This is a genomic window from Flavobacterium araucananum (assembly GCF_002222055.1).
Taxonomy (GTDB): Bacteria; Bacteroidota; Bacteroidia; order Flavobacteriales; family Flavobacteriaceae; genus Flavobacterium; species Flavobacterium araucananum.
The window spans coordinates 1-17399 of record NZ_MUGS01000076.1 but is presented as its reverse complement, the minus strand read 5'-3'; the positions used below and the strand labels follow the sequence as shown (position 1 = coordinate 17399).

Sequence of the window (17399 nt, the reverse complement as noted above, 5' to 3'; positions counted from 1 at the left end):
TTTCTCCTTACGTCGAAATGACAAATATTACGCTTAAAAAACTTTGCGACTCTGCGCCTTTGCGAGATTAATAAAATAATAACCAACACAAAGAATAAAAAAACTTTGTGTCTTACTGCCTTCGTGGCAAAAAACAAAAAATATGAATTACATAGATATCGGAATTAATTTAACCAATAAACAATTCCAAAACGACATAGACGATGTTGTACAAAACGCTTTGGATGCTGATGTATCGCAAATGATACTCACGGGAACAAGCGTAAAAAATAGCGAAGCTTCGGCTGTAATAGCAAAAGAATATCAGGGAATATTATACGCTACAGCGGGGATTCATCCGCATGATGCGAAAAGTTTTGATGCGCAAAGTATTGCAAAACTTCGAAATTTATTAAAACAGAAACAAGTTGTTTCAGTAGGCGAGTGTGGGCTCGATTTTGATCGCGACTTTTCGCCCAGAAACGTACAGGAAACCTGTTACAAAGCCCAACTAGAACTGGCGATCGAAGTCAGGAAACCTTTGTTCCTGCATGAGAGAGCTGCTTTTGCAAGGTTTATGGACATTACAAAAGATTATTTGCCACAATTGCCAAAAGCTGTCGTGCATTGTTTTACGGGAAGCTTGCAAGAAGCCAAAACCTATCTCGACAACGGATTCTACCTTGGTTTTACCGGAGCAATATCCGACAGTAAACGTTTCGACCATTTAAAAGAAGTGATTCAGTACGTACCGCTCGACCGAATGATGATCGAAACCGATGCGCCGTTTATGCTTCCTAAAAATGTCCCGAACAACCTCTTGAAGAAATATCACGAACGCCGTTGCGAACCTGCTTTTCTGCCTTTTGTTGCAGCAACTGTGGCGCAGTTTAAAGGAATTTCGGGGATTTTGGTTGTGGAGGAAACGACTAAGAATGCTAAGGCATTTTTTGGGATATAGTGTTTCCTAACAGGTTTTAGAAACGGGTTAGGTATTATTAGAGATTTTATTTGTAGGCTTTTAAGTTCAGGTGTTTGTACTGGGTTTAAAGGCTTTTTGTTTATTTATATTTGAGGACAAACAAATATTTTAAAATTATGTTGATTAAGGAAAACCGTAAAAATGATATTTAAATTTAACGCATTTTTGGAGTAAATTATTTTTTCGTAATAGTAAGTTAATAAAGAAGTCTTTGTTTCAAAAGAAGTTTTTTAATAAATGTTTTTTGCTAAAAAGGTAAAAATTAATTAGGATAATCATAATAAGCTGAAAACAGATGAGAAGATGAGTAAGGAGTTTTGTTTTTTTTAGATGACAAATTAAAAATAAATTATAAAATAATATTATGAAAAATATAAAATCAATTGAGATAAAAAATTCTCCTTTTTTCGAGAATGTAAAAATTCATTTTAGTGAAAAAATGAATTGTATTATGGGAGGTCGCGGTACGGGAAAGTCTAGTATACTTTATTTTTTAAAATCAGCATTAACCATAGACTCGCAAAAAGGGAAGATAAATGATATTCTAAAAAGTAATTTAGGAATAGGGGAAATTATTATAGAAATTGAATCTGAAGATGGTTCTTTATTTAGAGTTGTAAAAACATTTAATGAAGAGCCTCAACCTTATAAACTACCGAATCAAGATTATATATCAATAGTTAGAATTTTTAATGAAATTGAATGTGATTTTTATGAAACAAATCAGATTGAAGAGATTGGCAGATCGGCTATAGATAGACTTAGTTTAATAGATAAAAAAATTAAAACGGACTTGTATGAATACTTAAATCTAATACAAAAGGCGCAAATTGATTTAGATGCAAACGCGCAAGATATAAAAACTTCAAACTTTAGAATTAATCAGATAAAGGATTCTTTACTACAATATGATAACATTGAGGAAGAATTAAAAGAATTTAAAAAAAGTGAGCCAATAGATATTAAGCCTGAGGAAAAACTAGAATTTGAAAATGCAGATATTAATGAGAAAAAAAGAACTGATGAGAAAAGATTTTTTGTTAGAGCTTCATCACTTTACAATGACCTTCAAAATCAGATAATTTTATTTAAAGATGATTTAGAAGAAAATTTTGAAAGTACGATTTTGAATAGTGATAATTTTTTTAATAAGGGACTAATATTTAAACATATCCAAACAATTCAGTCTAATAATAAATTAGTTTTCGATAAACTAAAAGAGATAGATCATTTGTTAAAATTAAATTCACAACTATTGAATTCGAACTATCTAGAAATTGTTAGTACTCATGAAGTTCAACAAGCTGAGTTTGTAACTTTAAAACAAAAATTTGATAAAAATAGAGACTATTTTAATAAATATAATCTTTTAACTACAAGATTGAAAGAGAGAGAAACATTAGAATTAGAAGTAGGAGAAAGAGAATTAAAGAGAAAGAGGTTTATAGATGAACGAAAATTTATGATTGATAAGTTTAATACAATAAAAAATAACATCTTTTCATTAAGATTAACAGCTATACAGGAAATAAATACAATTCTAGATGGCGATGTGAAAATTACTTTAAAATTTTCAGGCATAGTTAATGAGTTTGAAGAAAGGTTGAGAAATGCATTAAGAGGTTCAGGTTTGAAATATAATGAATTAGTTGGTAAAATCGTTGAAGCATTTAAACCTGATCAGTTTGCAAAAATAATACAAGACAAAGATGTCGAAAGTTTAAAACTTATTTCTGGAATTGATGAATTTAGATCTAATGCTTTAATTAATGCATTATATGACACAGATGATATTTATAAAATTGAAAGTACTTATTGTGATGATTTACCAGATTTTAAATTAAAAATTGAAGGCGACACACAAAGAGAAAATTATAAAAATTCAGACGAATTATCAATGGGGCAAAGATGTACAACTGTTTTACCTATAATATTTGCTGTTTCAGAGAATCCACTGATTATAGATCAGCCAGAAGACAATTTAGATAATAAATATATAAGTGAAAAAATTCATAACATTATAAAGGAACAAAAGGAAAATAGACAATTAATATTTATTACTCATAACCCAAATATTCCGGTACTATCAGATTCTGAGTATAATTTATTTTTAAATTATGAAAATAAGAAATCTAAAAAGTTAAAAGAAGGTAATGTAGATCAAGTAAAAGAAGATATTTTAAAAATTTTAGAGGGAGGAGAAAAAGCATTTAAAACTAGAAAAGAAAAATATAATATAAATTATGAGCTATAGTGAATCCAATAAGTTAGAAGTATTGAATTCATTAAAAGCAGAAGCTTTTTCTAGTAATTCAGTAAATACATCAAAAGCTGAACAAATTTCGTTTGAATTAAGAACAATACCAGATAATGAGAAAAATAAATTTCACACTTTTGTTAGAGAATTTCTAGAGGAAGGCTTTAACAGCGGCTATGAAAGTAATATAGATCTAAATGATTTTTCTATTATTACAGACGAAGAAAAAGATGAAATAATTGCAGAAGAATTAGAAACAGAAGAAATAGAAGTAAATCAATCGAAAACCTTATTTAAGGATTTATTCGAGAAAGTAAAAATTGAATTGAAAGATTATTTTGTTAATTACAAGGGATATTTTATTACTGAACTTATAAATTCAAGAGATTTGGGATATAAACTAGTTTTTTTTTATGAAAACAATTATCATGTGATTCCATTAAAAGCAAGAGTTCATAATCAATTTGGACGATATGAGCGCGAATTTATTGAATTTGATTCTGCAGTAGGAATGAATTTAGATTCTGATAAAAATTATCTGTGTGTTTTTCTGCTTATGTCTAAGATGAATAATAAGGAAGGTCTAAAAAATCTAAAGAACAGTATTGCTAAATTCATAGATAGATTTGAAGAGTTTTATTATCATTCAATTACCAATAAACAGGACATTCTTTTATGTGAAAATACTAATCGTAAAGATGATTTTATTAATGAAATTGATGTAGTACTATCAACTTTTATTTCTAATGGAAAGATAAACTTTGAAGAGGAAAAAATTATTAAAAAGTTGTGTGCAGATTTTAAATCACCATTAATTTTTTATAAAATTTTAAGTGGTGGATTTAGTGGTTCAAAAGTATTAGAGATTCGTCCTAAAAAAACTAATAATTTCGATAATGATAAAATTTATATAATTAAATATGGATATATAAGTGATGGTAAAATAAAGGAAGAAAAAGATAATTTTAGTGAATTTATCAAAGGGAGGAAAGGATTTTTAAGTTATACAGACGCAACATATGAGAAAACCTTGCATTATGAAGGAATACTTTACAATTATGCTATATCTGAAAATAGTAAAGCTTCCTATTCATTTGATGAAATATTAAAAAAAAGTGAAACACCATACAACCAAATTGAAGATAAAAAAGAAATTATAACAAAGTTATTTAGTGAAAATGATGCGTTTAATAAATGGAGAGAAGATTATAATGAAATAAAAAGCAGTAAAGTTGGCAACTTATATTTAGATTTTGTCAATAAAGATAAGATTGAAAATTCATTAATATATATATTGGATGATGAAAAAAAATGTAAAGATATATTAGATAATTTTAATAAAATTTCTGACTATGAAATTACATATAAAGAAACAGTATGTCATGGAGATTTACATACTGATAACTTTTTTATTGATGATGAAAAGAATATCTACTTAATTGATTTTGGATTTACAAATAGAAGGCACTCAATTTTAGACTATACATCCCTAGAATGTTCTTTAAAATTTAAACATTTCCCTTTTTATTTGGAAAGTGATGAATTAATAGAAATTGAAAATGAATTATTATCTGAAAGGAGTTTTGATTTGACTTATAATTTTGCAAGTACTAAAAGAAAACAGGTTATCGATTTTTTATCAATGATTAATTCGATTAGACATAATTCTGTTAGAGATTTATCTGGACAAGTTGATAGCAATCTTGAATATTATATTTCTTTATATTTCATGACAATAAGACAAATTAGATATCCTAATATGAATCAACTTTATGCTTATCATTCTGCAAAAATTTTAGGAGAATTTATTGTTGGTAAATTAAATTTATAAATGATTATCTAATTCATATTTTTTAAAACAAAAAAAATGCGCAATTTTCATTGCGCATTTTATATAGAAGAAATTCTCGTTTTCAAGAATATTATTTCAATTTCATAAACTTCTCTAAATATTCAACCTTTTCTTTTTCAGCCAGAACCAAACGTTCATAAAGTTCCACAACTTTATCAAGAGGATTGAAATTGCAATTGTGATTCACAGTTGGTCCGCTATTGATAACCGCTCCCTCATAATTATTTTGAATATTATTGAGAACCGTTTCATCAATATAATTCTTAATTGCTTCTACTGAAACTCCTAAAACTTCGGCAATAGTATTTAATTTTTCTTCATCAACATTTTCGCTTCCTTCAATATTAGAAACAGATTGCTGACTTACGCCAATAGCTTCCGCAAGAATCTCTTGTTTCATACCACGAAGTTCTCTGGTTCGGCTAATGTTTCTGCCAATATGTTTTGGTTTTGTTGCTGTACTCATAATTCAAAGGTATTTAAAATTCTTTAAAAACTTTCTGTTTTTGTAAAATACAAATCCGTATTTGTATTTTACTATTCTTAGTAGTTCGTTACCGTATAGTATGTTGCTTACTTGCGGCTTATTACGTAAAAGTACTATTTTTCGTATAATAATGAATTAAAAAAATAGAAGTTTTAAAGCGATTACAATATACAATTTAAAAAAACAGGGTCATGAATACAAATGAAATTAAAATTCTGGAGAAGCTTAAAAAATTAAACACCAAATATTTCAACCCCGTAAATCCTGCTAAATACAAAACAGCGGTTTGTACGGCTCAAATTAAGTCACTAACTTATTATGAGCTTGGCTGTGTCATGAACAATATGATAAAATTGTGCATTTTGGCGCTGGATCACGATGCTCATAAAGTTCCGGAAACGGGCGACTGTTCGAGAATTAATCTGGGTCTTATTCTGGAAACCGTACTCGAGATGTTTCCTATGAAGGAACTTGAAATGTTAGGCGAAATTAATGACTTGCTTCTTGCAGATTCTCATCGTATTGATGAATGATTGAAGTTTTTTGTGCTTGATAAAATTTCTGATTTTAATCTTATTCTATCTTGAAAAACCAAACCATTCTCTATATTCAATTTTGTCTTGATCTTCTAACTCCCCTGAAAGAATATTTACAGTTTTTGATGAACTTAATCTACCTACTTTATCATATTGATAATATTTTTTATAAAAGAGAGTTTCACCATTTGGTTCTTCAATAAGGGTAGCATCAATTTCGACTAAAAAATTATCTACAACATATAATTTTAAATTCTTTATTATAGTACCATATATAAAAGGAGAAAATTTAGCATTTAACATTCTAACATTTTTATTTAACTTGAATTCAAATGTTTTTGTTTTCTTGTTATTAGTAGAATATTTTTTCCAATCTTGAACTTCATCTAAAACGGCATCTATATAGACAAAATCTCGATCAAGTAATTTATACTTATTTTCGTATGGGATTCTTGTATAAATTTTTTCATAGTAATTATAATAATCTTCCGAAAAAGTATAATCGTCTGATATCTTATTATTTGAATCATAGATAAAATCAGCTTCACTTATTAATTTATGAGATTTATATTTCTCTACCTTTATCAATAAGGTATCTCTATATTTAAAGGAAACAGAATCATTTTTTGATGAAGTTACAGCCATAAGTTTTTCTTTATTGAAATAGTAAGTTCCTTTACTATTAATTGTAACTATAACATTATTGTTTTGTGAGTTACAGCTTATGAGTATAAAGTAAAAAATAATTAAAAATAGTGTCTTCATTCTATTATTTTTTAGTTGGTTGAATATAATTAACGTCTTTCCAAAATATCGTTGTATATAAGAAACTTGTCCAATTAATTATTTAGTAGAGCATAGGTTTAAAAAAGCCTTTTTTTTGTTGAGTTTACTAACAGTTAATTTTTTAAATTGAATTACCATATTCTGGTTATCGAGTTCAAACAAATAGTAGTGCTTAAAAAGATATGAAACTTTAGATGATCCAAAATCAGGCGAAGAAACAAATAAATATTTTTTATTTAGATACATTACTTTGTAAAACTCAATTTCCTGATCATTTAATAATTCGTTAATTTTAAATACTTTATTATGTATTAGAAATGAATCTTTGTAATTAGTAAGCTTTTGGCTTCTAATGTATTCAATTTGAAAATTACATGTAATACACGTATAATTATTTTGATTAATACTACCCTCAGGTGAATTTGAAATGAAACTATCCTTGGGAATCATATCAAATAAAAGAAAATCTTTATTTTGAGAAATAGAAATAGTAAATTTTAAAAGAGTAATAATTAAAACTATAAATTGAATATTTTTTTTATATCTATTGTCCATAATTTCCAGTTGCAATTTCTAAATTTTTAATGTTGTTCAGAACAATGTACCGGATTTAAACCCAGTTGATTTTAAACTCTCTAACAACGTCTTACTACTTCATACTATTCAAAAGTTTTCCGGTTTATCATCAGATATAAAAAATGAGATTAGTTTGCCATCATAAAACGTAAAACTAACATATGCTATCTTTTTTTTATTTATTATAAGTGCAGATATAAAAGCTGCTCTTTCAAACGGAATAACTGGTAATCCCGAAACATTTTTATAGGATTTTTTAAAAACCTTTTTAAATTGAGACAATCTAAAATCATTAGATAGTATAATATTTCTCTTTTTATAATTGATTATTACTACTTTTTTAGAAAGTTCAAAATTCAAATAATCAATAAACACTTTGTTTTTGTCGATTAATAAAGATACTCCATCATTTGAAAATGAATTGGTAACTTTTAAACCAATATTTAAAGGAATCTTTTCTGGTTTACTATTTTTTTTTAATTTTCCATAAAGACGTTCTAAATTTTCGAAGTTTTCGTATTTAAAATATAATTCGTGTTTATCAATTTTTATATTTCTAAAAATTATTGTGTCATATTTTTTATTTTGAGCAAATAGATTACTCAAAATAAAAAACAGATATATTATATAATATTTTTTCATAATTATTTAAGTTCTTTATAAAAAATACTTGCTGCATGTGTTGCTAGTATTTCAAAACAGGGTGTATATTTCAGTTTGTCTTTTTTGTTTACAACTTCATATTCTTCTTTATAAATTATTAGATTTTTTAAATTATCCAGTTTGTTTTTATAATCTTTTTTTAATGATTCACTTGTATTGAGATTTTTAATTTTATCCTCTAATGCTTTTTTTGTGGTGTCATAAAATATTGGTGATAAATTATCCGGATCCGTTATTCCCTTTCTTTTACCGTGTACTCTTAGTCTAAAATGATTTTCTTGCTTCCATTTAGCATCAAATCTTCCTGTCAATACATCAACACCATCCCAAGAATCAGCACCATTGCTATAGTCCTGACCATCCGTTAAAGCATTAATAACAGCAGCAATTGCAGTTTGCATTACAGTACCATTTCTTTTTTCATTTTCTTTTTTTCTAAAAGATACTGCACCTGCACTGTCTTTTCCATAGGCTACATTTTTTGGATGTTTATAATTTACGTATGCTATTGCAAATAATTCTAATTTAACCTCTACGTTATACTCTAATGAGCATTCTCCATAGGCTATGGAGGCTAAATTTATAAACTTTTCATGACTTACATTCACATCATTTTCTTTCAATAATTTGGTATTATTGTAAGTTACAAAATCATTTCCGTTTTTATCTTTTTGAGTAGATTTTCCGTCGCAAACATATACGTCGTTTATACTTCCTTCGTAATCAGTCTCATTAACTTTACCTTCAAAAGTACCGTCTTTATTATAGAAATGTCCGTTGATGTATATAATACGATCTTCTTCTTCTTGTGCAGGTCTGTAATAAACGGGTTCAGTTGGCTTAATCCAGGATACTTGCCAATACTTTACAAAATCTTTGGTGAGACCATAATTCTGGATTGCAGGCGAAAGCGTTAAAACAGTTTGCAGGCTTCCAGATCCAAAAGCATCAAATGTTTCTGAAAAAAACACAATATAAGCATCACTAAATTTATACTTTCTTATTGGGATATCTTGATCTCCTGAGCCATAAAAATGTATTTCGCCTTTTTCCATCCTGTCGGTTTCCTGATGTACACCTTTTAGGAGGTTATGCCATAAAGCATAATCATTTTCCTGCGATACAAAACTTAAAGTTATCAAACCGCCCTCGATATAAGTACTTGGCGCCCCAAATGCATCTACTTGTCTCTTATAATTCATGTTTGTCCATAATAAATCCCGTTCTTCTCCTAAAATAAATAGTCTGGCTGATGTCATAATCTTGATTTTTACATTATCGCATTGCCATAAATTTATAATTAGGATTATAAGACGTGAGTCACAAAAAGTTATTAAACTAACAGAATAAGGCAATTAATCGACCTCATAGTAACTTCAATAGAAAAGGTTGAACACTTTGGTACAAGTCACAATTGATTAATTGCACTCAATTTTAAATAAAGATTTTTACTACAGAATCAGGTATTTATACGGTGTTTTTTAATTTCAATTAATTCTAATTTTGATTTGTGTAATCAAATATCTGATAGTGAATTAATTAGGGTTTAGAAATGAAAAAGTGCAATAAAATCATATCGTTATATTATTTTTTGCTTGTAAGCACATTTTTGTTTGCTCAGAACGAAAGGCTCATTATTGGCAGAACCACCGGCAAATTGGCGCTTACAAGTACATTGAAGATCAGGACTTTTGGTTTTACCAATTCGCTTTCCGGACAAGTTACCTTACCGGGATCTTATCTTGATCTAAAAGAAGGAGATAGCCTGAATATCGATTTCTGGAATATCTCTCAGGGAAATCCGGTCTCTTTGTATGCTAAGCAAATCGAATTTTTGCAACGCGATAAAGAAAAGCAAGTAATGAAGAAAAAAGAACCGGTTCATCATATGGAGCATGGGTTTTATTCTTTTATGGCAAAAAAAACAGGAACCTATCTTTATTATAGTCCTGAAAATTATCCTTTTAATCTTCAGGCAGGAATGTTCGGGATCATTATTATACGCCCTAAAGAAAATGATTCTCTGGCCGCAAAGCCCTTTATCGAAAAACTGTGGTGTAGTTATGAAATAGATACCAAATGGCATACAGATGCTATTATGGGTACAGAATATGACCATACCAATAAAGCAATAATTCTTCCGGAATATAAACCGGATTATTTTATGATTAACGGAGAAACAGCTCCAAAAATCAAAGGTTTGCAATTGCTCAGGGATAAAAAAGAAACAGTCTTTTTGCGTTTGGTAAATGCCGGATTGTACCTTCATGAAATTGAGTTTCCATCCCATACCAAACTTCAGTTGATCTCAGGAAACGATACTTCTGTAACAGCATTTTCTACGGGATATAAAATACAGTTGCAGCCGGGTGAATGCCTTGAAGTACTTGCTTTTTTAGAAAACGTAACCGAGAAAGAATTGATCCGGTATCGCTATATAGATCCTGTTTCAAAAAAAGTACGTTACAACGCTAATATCCCCATATTTTATTAATAATTAAATCAATAACCATGAAAACAATACTTTTTTATCTCCTGATTCTTTTATCATTTTCGTATTCATTTGCGCAAAATAAACCCACTTTTTCTGTAGTTGGGAACGCAACAAACAAAGAAAGTCTGAAAAAGAATAAACGATTGGACATCTCTAAAATCAAAGTCGAAAACATTTCGAATAAACCCATCTATCTGGTTTGGGAAACAGTATCGAATACATTTCCAAAAGAGTGGGATTGTTCGATGTGCCAGCACGGAGCTTGCCAAATTGGGATTCCAAAGGGATCCGCTTTTAATAAACTAAATGCAGATCAGCAGGGATTTATCGCCATTCATGTAATCCCGGCCAACAAAATAGGGAATGGCATAGTGAAATTTAAGATTTACGATAAAGCAAATCCTGATTATGCGAAGATTTTAACCTTTGAAGTCGATGTACTGTAAGGGCAATAAATAATTTAATACTCACCCAAAAACAAACAAAATGAAAAAAATTACTATTTTATTCCTTATTATTTTTACTACAGGTCTATTCTATGGTCAAAGTAAAAACAACGTGACATTTGTACGGCATAATGTAAATACTGCCGAGGGACAAGCGGATCTTCAGGCAATGAATGTTGCTTTTAAAAAAATGCGTGCAATGGGCTGCGAGAATGGCCTTGCCTGGTATTATCAGGGAGCAATACATAACATTCCAACTCAAATAAACGGAACAAATGTACTTTGCCCAAAGTATCAAAACAGTAGTGACAAACTTTGGGCCTGGGCAGATTGTACGCATAATGGCACACAAAATGCAAATTTAAATTTTTTGTTATGGCATAGATTGTATACTTGGTATTTAGAAAAAATTGTTCGCGAATTATCCGGAAAGAAAGATTTTGCTTTGCCGTATTGGAATTATGGAAGCACAGAAGTTGCTGATAATACTATGGCAAAAGAAACCAGGGACAAATCCAGTTCTTTGTATGAAGCTGCCAGATACAGTATTCTAAACGATGGAAAACCAATGTTGCCAGGTCAGGTTCAGTCAATTCAATTGGCGCTTAACGAATTAAGAACAAACCCTAGTTTTGCAGGAGCTTACGGATTTAGTAAAAAACTAGAAGGCGCCCCTCATGGTTTTATGCACAATTTGATAGGCGGAGGATATGCCAGCCCACCAGAATCTTACTATAATCAAATATATCAAAGTCAAATGTCTGGTTTGATGGCAAATGTAAATTCGGCAGGATTTGATCCTATTTTTTGGCTGCATCATAGTATGGTTGATCGTATTTGGGAATCCTGGGATGCTTCAATATATGGCAAACGTCCTTCACTGGAGGAACTAAAAGCCAATCCCTGGCCTTATGAGTTTATCGCTCCAAATGGAGACCGTGTTACCTATACAATGGAGGAAGTGTATAACATTGTATTCAATTTAGATTATAAATATGATAATTTGCTTTATGGATCTAAAACTCCGGTTTTGGCAGCTAATGACTTAAAATCAAAAATAGAAGTTCCGCTTCAGGATTTAAAAGAGAAAGTCATTTGGGAGCAAAAAATAGGAAAAACACTTGATAATACTGCTTTTGCGCACAAAGTAACCACCAAACTGGCACAAAGCACGAATAAAGCTTTTACAAGTGAACAAAATTCTCTGATAGTTTTAAATTTAGATGTAGTGGTTTACAAAGAGCCACAAGATTATTATACCGTTTATCTTCATTATCCCGGAAAAAAAGATCAATATGTTGGGGTAATGACTTTCTTTGGTGTTGCTCATGATCATGGAATCGAAGACAATCATGATAAAGCCGAAAACGGAATAAAACTTAATTTCTCCTATTATATTTCAGATGATTTATCGAAATCTGCTAATGATTTTGAGATCATTATAAAAAAGACCGGAGGGGGAGATGCCAAAGTAACGCTGGAAAAAATTAGTGTGTCAAAAGTAAACTAATCCGGAAACAAGATTTATCCTCAAAAAATAAAAATCGCCCTGATATCAGGGCGATTTTGTTACATATAAAATTTAATTCAGTTAAGAAACCGTCATTTTTACTGCCAAAATATGCTTGCAAATTCCTCTTTTGCCTTGATAAGCCGTAAACCAATCGCACGTGCATCGTTGCAAATTGTTATCAATAATTACTTTGTGCAAAACGCCTGAGCCTTTTACTTTGGCTTCGATATAATTGGCTTTTCGCTCGACGATCTCGATATCTTCGTTATCAATTAGTTTCTTGGCATTTTTAAGCCTTGGGTTTAGCGATAAAATACGTTCGGTTTTAAAAGGAAGACGTCTGTAAAAATGTGCTTTTTCGCTTAAGTCATAACCCAATAATCCCATCGATGAGAGATTCGAAGTCAGATTATCCATGGTGCCAAAATCGATATCATTTTCGATAGAAAGCATCGTTGGATCAAAAGTTTCATTCGATTTTAGTAAGCTGTTTAAACCGTAAACCCATTCTATAGGCAAGTTTTCGGTCATGGTTTCCAGCACATTTCCCTCGCCAGAAAATCCTCGGTACGAATCAGGAGAAAAAGCCATTAAAAGTTGCATTTTTCCAAATTCGGCTACGATGGCGCAAGTTTGTTGATCTGCTGATTCGTAGATGTAAATTTTTTCTACAATCGCCAGAATTCCTTCTAATAATCTAAGACGTTGCACACCGCCAATCCTGACACTATCGGCTGTTGCCAAAGCCGAAAACATAAACTTTCCGGCTCTTTTGGTAATAAAAAAATCACCTTTTACAGTTCCTTTTGGCAAGCTTTGAAACAACTGAATGGTTTGGATCTTATTCAGTTCAAACTTAATATCCATGTCTGCCAGATACAATTGTACGCTTGTCAAACCTTTGATCCAGCGCATGGGCAAGGTTACTTTTTTTTCTGTAACTTTTGCTTTGGTGGTAATGACCTGAACGTCTTGCTGACCAACGGCAAGGGTTACTTTTTCGTTTTTCTGAATGGCATTTAAGGCATTCAGCATCGGGTCATTAAAATCGACATTGGTAGTTCCGTTGGCGATAAATTCTCCATCGATCGCTGTGGGTTTCATATCCAGTCGTACATAAACACCGTTGCAGGATGAGAATCCTTCAAAACGCAATCTTTCTGATCCGGCAGATACAATAGGATCACGAAGACTAGGCGGAACAGGACCAAAACTGGACCGGACTACTTTTGCAATTGTACTCCAGCATTTTGCCGTAACATAAGGATCCGTTAAGCTTCCCCAGAAAAAACACGGGATATTATTGACTTCTTCAATTTCAGTTTGATGTGCCAAAACCAGATTATTAATGCCTTTTGCTTTACTGTAGGTCGAAATTCCTTTGTAATTATATTCGAGATCTGTCATTTTTCTTTATTTTAAAATTTGCTTAATCAATGCTTTAAGCGACGCATTATCTTTCCATTGCTCAAAGAAAACAATTGCTTTTGCCGATGGTTTCTCATTGGTTTTTGTCAAAATATCAACATAGTTTTCTATTATTTTCTTGAAGTTCGTTGGTAATTTTTCTTTTAAATCCAGATTTTCAAAAAATGAATTCAGCAGCTTCAATAAAGCACTATTATGCAATGCCGAAATGTCTTTAAGAGCAATTAATCCATCTGTCAATCTTAAAAACACACCATATTTTTCAGCTGTCAGATAAGCTATTTTTTGAGCAAATAGTTCAACATCGATCGCTTGTTTGTCGATTAAGTTGATTAAAACTTCAGATGATATTAAACGGATGTCTTTCTTTTCCTGAAAGAAACAGCACGCATATAACAGTAAACTAATATCCGAGAATTGAAACTCAGGTTGATTAATTACGTCCAGAAAACCTTTTAACTCCGGTTTTGAACCATCTGCCACACCACAATTTTGCAATAAGGTCAATGCCAGAGCATCTGAGTTTTGAGGCGTAAGACTGTGCCAGTAATAGGTGTTTCCGGCATAATTGATGCTATAATCCCAGCTGTTTGTTCTGTTGTAAATATCCTGACTGTACAGTAAGTAATTTGGAATTTTGGCATAAGGCGGTAGCGCCAGGTTAAGCTCGTACCATGATGGTGTTCGCTCTGTTTTTTTGGTTTGGTAATTGGTCCACTCATTCCATTTTTCCTTAAACTTAACCTCTGGTTTAAACGGAGCAACTACAAACGGAATGTCTTTTAAGTACGTATTTTCGAATTCAGCAAAAGTTTGGTTTGGATAAAAAGTACGCGCCGCAACTGCCCAAAGCGATAAATTTCCGGTTTCTTTGGTCGTTTTGCCCATTGTTGCCAATAGTTTCGAAAATAGGGACGTATCATCTAATTCTACTTTTTCATTTACACCCAGACAAAATGATAATAATTGTTTTAGTTCGCCTTCGATTTTATCCAGTAACGGAATAGCGCTTGCTACATTTTCTCTCGGCATACGGGCAATTGCAATCGCTAAATCGACAGAATCAATTTCTTCATTCGTCTTTTGGTAGGCAATAACTCGTTCCAGCAAAACTTTTGGAGACACCCAATATGGTTTGTGGCTAGGGAAGGAGAGAAGCGGCAAAGTAGAATTAGTATCTATTTTTTCCTGTACTTTTTCAAGTAAAGGTTTTATCAACGTCAGGGTATTGATTTTAGAATAGTGAGTGACTTTGTTGTTAAATTTGCTATCGATGTTTGCTATTTTAGACTGTAAAAATGCCTTTATAAAATTTTTATGAACACTCTCAAAATACAATTTTTGCAATTGTTTTTCATAAGGTTGCAATTGAGCAGTATAATCAGATGGAAACAAATCTCTTTGCGAGATATAAATATTCAACAGAATTTCTGCATCCAGGACTTCTTCTGAGTTAATAAAACTTCCAAACTGAAAAACAACATCGTTCCAATCCTTTGGCAATTGAACTTCTTCAATAAGCAATAACTCTTTTTGCGGATTAAAGCTATATTGTTCTAATGCACTATCATCAATAGTCAAGACATCTTGATCTAAAAATTGTGTTAGTCCGGATTTGATGTTTCCTTGCATTAGCGTGACATACGAAGATAATTTTTCCTTAAGAACTTTATCTTTTACGTTTGCAATTTTGGTTATAATTTTTGTAGCACGTTCCTGCAAAGCGAGATCTGCAATTACATAAACATCAGCAATAATAAAAGCTATTGTGGTGTTTAGTTTTGGATTCGACTTGGTCAATTTCTCTAAAACAGGCAAAACATTTTTAATGGCCGCTTTGCAATCGCTGCGCATCATTAAAGGTTCAAGCCACTCGAGAAATGATTTGGTTTTAAATTTTGGATGATCGTATATTTTCTTAATCAGCTCAATTCCATAACTCGTTATTGGCGGATATGCATGGTGTAAATACGAAAATATATTTTCCTGATAAACAATCAGCTCATCAGCGGTGACATTAAATTCTTCGATTCTTTTTCTAAAAAAAGATTTCAGATTATTGTTCCATTCTTTCGTCTGGATCAGGATTGCATTTTCGATAAAGAAATTACGATCCATCTTCTTTTCTTCTAATAACGACTTATAAATAATTCCCCAAGTAAGGTATTCATCATGTTTTTGGGCATCATTGTCTCTAAAAGAACTATTGTGCAGAATCGTTTCATAATTAAACAATTCCGGAATATCTCTTTCATACGTTAGTTTGTCACTCAAAGAATTAGTGATGAATTTTCTAGTACTGATCTTTGCACGCCACTCATTGGTTGCTGCAAGAGTCAATGCATACAATTCAGGGTTAAATTGTAGTAAACCATGCTTTTCGAGCTTGCGCAGTATATGATAATTAAAACCTACCCAGTCTTGTCTTTTTACTTTATCTAAAATAAAAAAATCAATCCAGTTGGGTTTTGCCCATAATAAAACCTCTGTAATTTGTTTTTTTTCGTCTATTTCGTTCAATAAACTTAAGGCTTCATCCCAGGAATTAATATCGGTTTTATCAAATAATGCAATGGCGCTCAGGGTAATAATATCGCTTTGTTTTTTATCGCCACGGGTTCCCCAGCCATAATCATGTTTGCCTTTTTTTACATAACCCGGATCTTTTGTCAAATCCGTATACGTCATAAAATAACGCTTATTTTTCTTGATATGTTTTTTTAAAGCTTCGATATTCCCTTTTGATTTTTCTTGTAAAAAAGGCAATAATAAATCTATATTTTTGGACTGGACAATACTATCGTATTCTTCCAGAACTTCATCAGTAATAGAACTTTTAGCTGTTTTTGGTTTTGAAGCTACCGTAACATCACCAGTTTCAGAGTATCCTTTTTTTACTTTTTCGGCTAGTATTTTTTCTGCTGTTTTCAGGCATTCTTCCTCACTGGAAAAAGCTTTGGTTTGAGAGGTTCCGGAAGTTCCGTTTTTGCCATAAGTTACAGTGTATTGTAAACCTGCAACTTCAATTTGCCAAAATTTATCTGAATTTCCATCTATGTATTTTAGGTATTTTTTCATGGTATTTTTAAGGGCTGAATTGATAAAATAAAGAGTGCGAATATTCTCGAAAATATAAAATTATTAAGGTTTAGAAGTTTTTTTAAATGAAAATTTTGGTTAAAATTGTTTCTTTTTTTATAAATATTTCAAAATTAATTACATAGAAATGTTAAAATATATTTAGAAAAACACGTACATTTGTTATTCAAATGGAAATAAAAAATATATATATCAGCCTGTCGGCAATAGAATTTAGTGATCGTTTAGCGGGATTTGTTCCGGCTAATGGTTCTGGACGCTATATGTATATTAATGAATTGAAGTGTAAATTGTAATTACA

At 30.9% G+C, this 17399-nt stretch carries 14 protein-coding genes; 7 read left to right on the top strand and 7 right to left on the bottom strand.

What is annotated here, in order from left to right; genetic code table 11:
• Positions 1–142: 142 nt before the first annotated feature.
• From B0A64_RS23415 to B0A64_RS23405, 3 genes are all read left to right on the top strand, one after another.
• The gene (locus B0A64_RS23415; protein ID WP_089481882.1) at positions 143–940 is read left to right on the top strand and encodes a TatD family hydrolase; all 798 of its coding nucleotides are present in this window, start codon (positions 143–145) and stop codon (positions 938–940) included.
• Positions 941–1325: 385 nt separating this feature from the next.
• Complete coding sequence (locus B0A64_RS23410) at positions 1326–3215, top strand: structural maintenance of chromosomes family protein (protein ID WP_089481881.1); 1890 nt, start codon at positions 1326–1328, stop codon at positions 3213–3215.
• The gene (locus B0A64_RS23405; protein ID WP_089481880.1) at positions 3205–5049 is read left to right on the top strand and encodes a phosphotransferase; all 1845 of its coding nucleotides are present in this window, start codon (positions 3205–3207) and stop codon (positions 5047–5049) included. Before B0A64_RS23410 ends, B0A64_RS23405 begins: the two co-directional genes overlap by 11 nt.
• Positions 5050–5140: 91 nt before the next feature.
• Here B0A64_RS23405 and B0A64_RS23400 read toward each other — a convergent pair whose 3' ends face one another.
• Positions 5141–5536, bottom strand: coding sequence for a helix-turn-helix domain-containing protein (locus B0A64_RS23400; RefSeq protein ID WP_089481879.1), 396 nt, complete (start codon positions 5534–5536; stop codon positions 5141–5143).
• 212 nt (positions 5537–5748) lie between these two features.
• On the opposite strand from B0A64_RS23400, the gene B0A64_RS23395 reads away from it, so the two are divergent.
• Positions 5749–6090 (top strand): hypothetical protein, encoded by a 342-nt coding sequence (locus B0A64_RS23395; protein ID WP_089481878.1) that lies wholly within the window; start codon positions 5749–5751, stop codon positions 6088–6090.
• A 45-nt stretch (positions 6091–6135) separates the two neighbouring features.
• Here the strand turns inward: B0A64_RS23395 and B0A64_RS23390 are convergent, their stop codons facing one another.
• The 4 genes from B0A64_RS23390 to tssD form a co-directional block, all read right to left on the bottom strand.
• Positions 6136–6858, bottom strand: a complete 723-nt coding sequence (locus B0A64_RS23390) for a hypothetical protein (RefSeq protein ID WP_123875954.1) — start codon at positions 6856–6858, stop codon at positions 6136–6138.
• A gap of 78 nt (positions 6859–6936) precedes the next feature.
• A complete protein-coding gene (locus tag B0A64_RS23385) occupies positions 6937–7449 on the bottom strand; it encodes a hypothetical protein (protein ID WP_123875953.1) in 513 nt (170 codons plus the stop codon).
• Between the two features lie 93 nt (positions 7450–7542).
• Positions 7543–8097, bottom strand: coding sequence for a hypothetical protein (locus tag B0A64_RS23380; protein WP_089481875.1), 555 nt, complete (start codon positions 8095–8097; stop codon positions 7543–7545).
• Positions 8098–8099: 2 nt separating this feature from the next.
• Positions 8100–9377 (bottom strand): type VI secretion system tube protein TssD, encoded by a 1278-nt coding sequence (tssD, locus tag B0A64_RS23375; protein WP_089481874.1) that lies wholly within the window; start codon positions 9375–9377, stop codon positions 8100–8102.
• Between the two features lie 293 nt (positions 9378–9670).
• Here tssD and B0A64_RS23370 point away from each other — a divergent pair, with 293 nt between their 5' ends.
• From B0A64_RS23370 to B0A64_RS23360, 3 genes are read left to right on the top strand one after another with little or no spacing between them, the layout of a single operon-like run.
• Positions 9671–10612 (top strand): multicopper oxidase domain-containing protein, encoded by a 942-nt coding sequence (locus B0A64_RS23370; protein ID WP_244285480.1) that lies wholly within the window; start codon positions 9671–9673, stop codon positions 10610–10612.
• 17 nt (positions 10613–10629) lie between these two features.
• Positions 10630–11058: a hypothetical protein gene (locus B0A64_RS23365; protein WP_089481873.1), complete on the top strand. Its 429-nt coding sequence runs from the start codon at positions 10630–10632 to the stop codon at positions 11056–11058.
• A gap of 40 nt (positions 11059–11098) precedes the next feature.
• Positions 11099–12568, top strand: a complete 1470-nt coding sequence (locus B0A64_RS23360; RefSeq protein WP_089481872.1) for a tyrosinase family protein — start codon at positions 11099–11101, stop codon at positions 12566–12568.
• 81 nt (positions 12569–12649) lie between these two features.
• On the opposite strand, the gene B0A64_RS23355 is transcribed toward B0A64_RS23360, so the two are convergent.
• Complete coding sequence (locus tag B0A64_RS23355; protein WP_089481871.1) at positions 12650–13978, bottom strand: SWIM zinc finger family protein; 1329 nt, start codon at positions 13976–13978, stop codon at positions 12650–12652.
• Positions 13979–13984: 6 nt separating this feature from the next.
• On the bottom strand, positions 13985–17077 hold the full coding sequence (locus B0A64_RS23350; RefSeq protein WP_089481870.1) for a DUF6493 family protein: 3093 nt from the start codon (positions 17075–17077) through the stop codon (positions 13985–13987).
• Positions 17078–17399 lie beyond the last annotated feature (322 nt).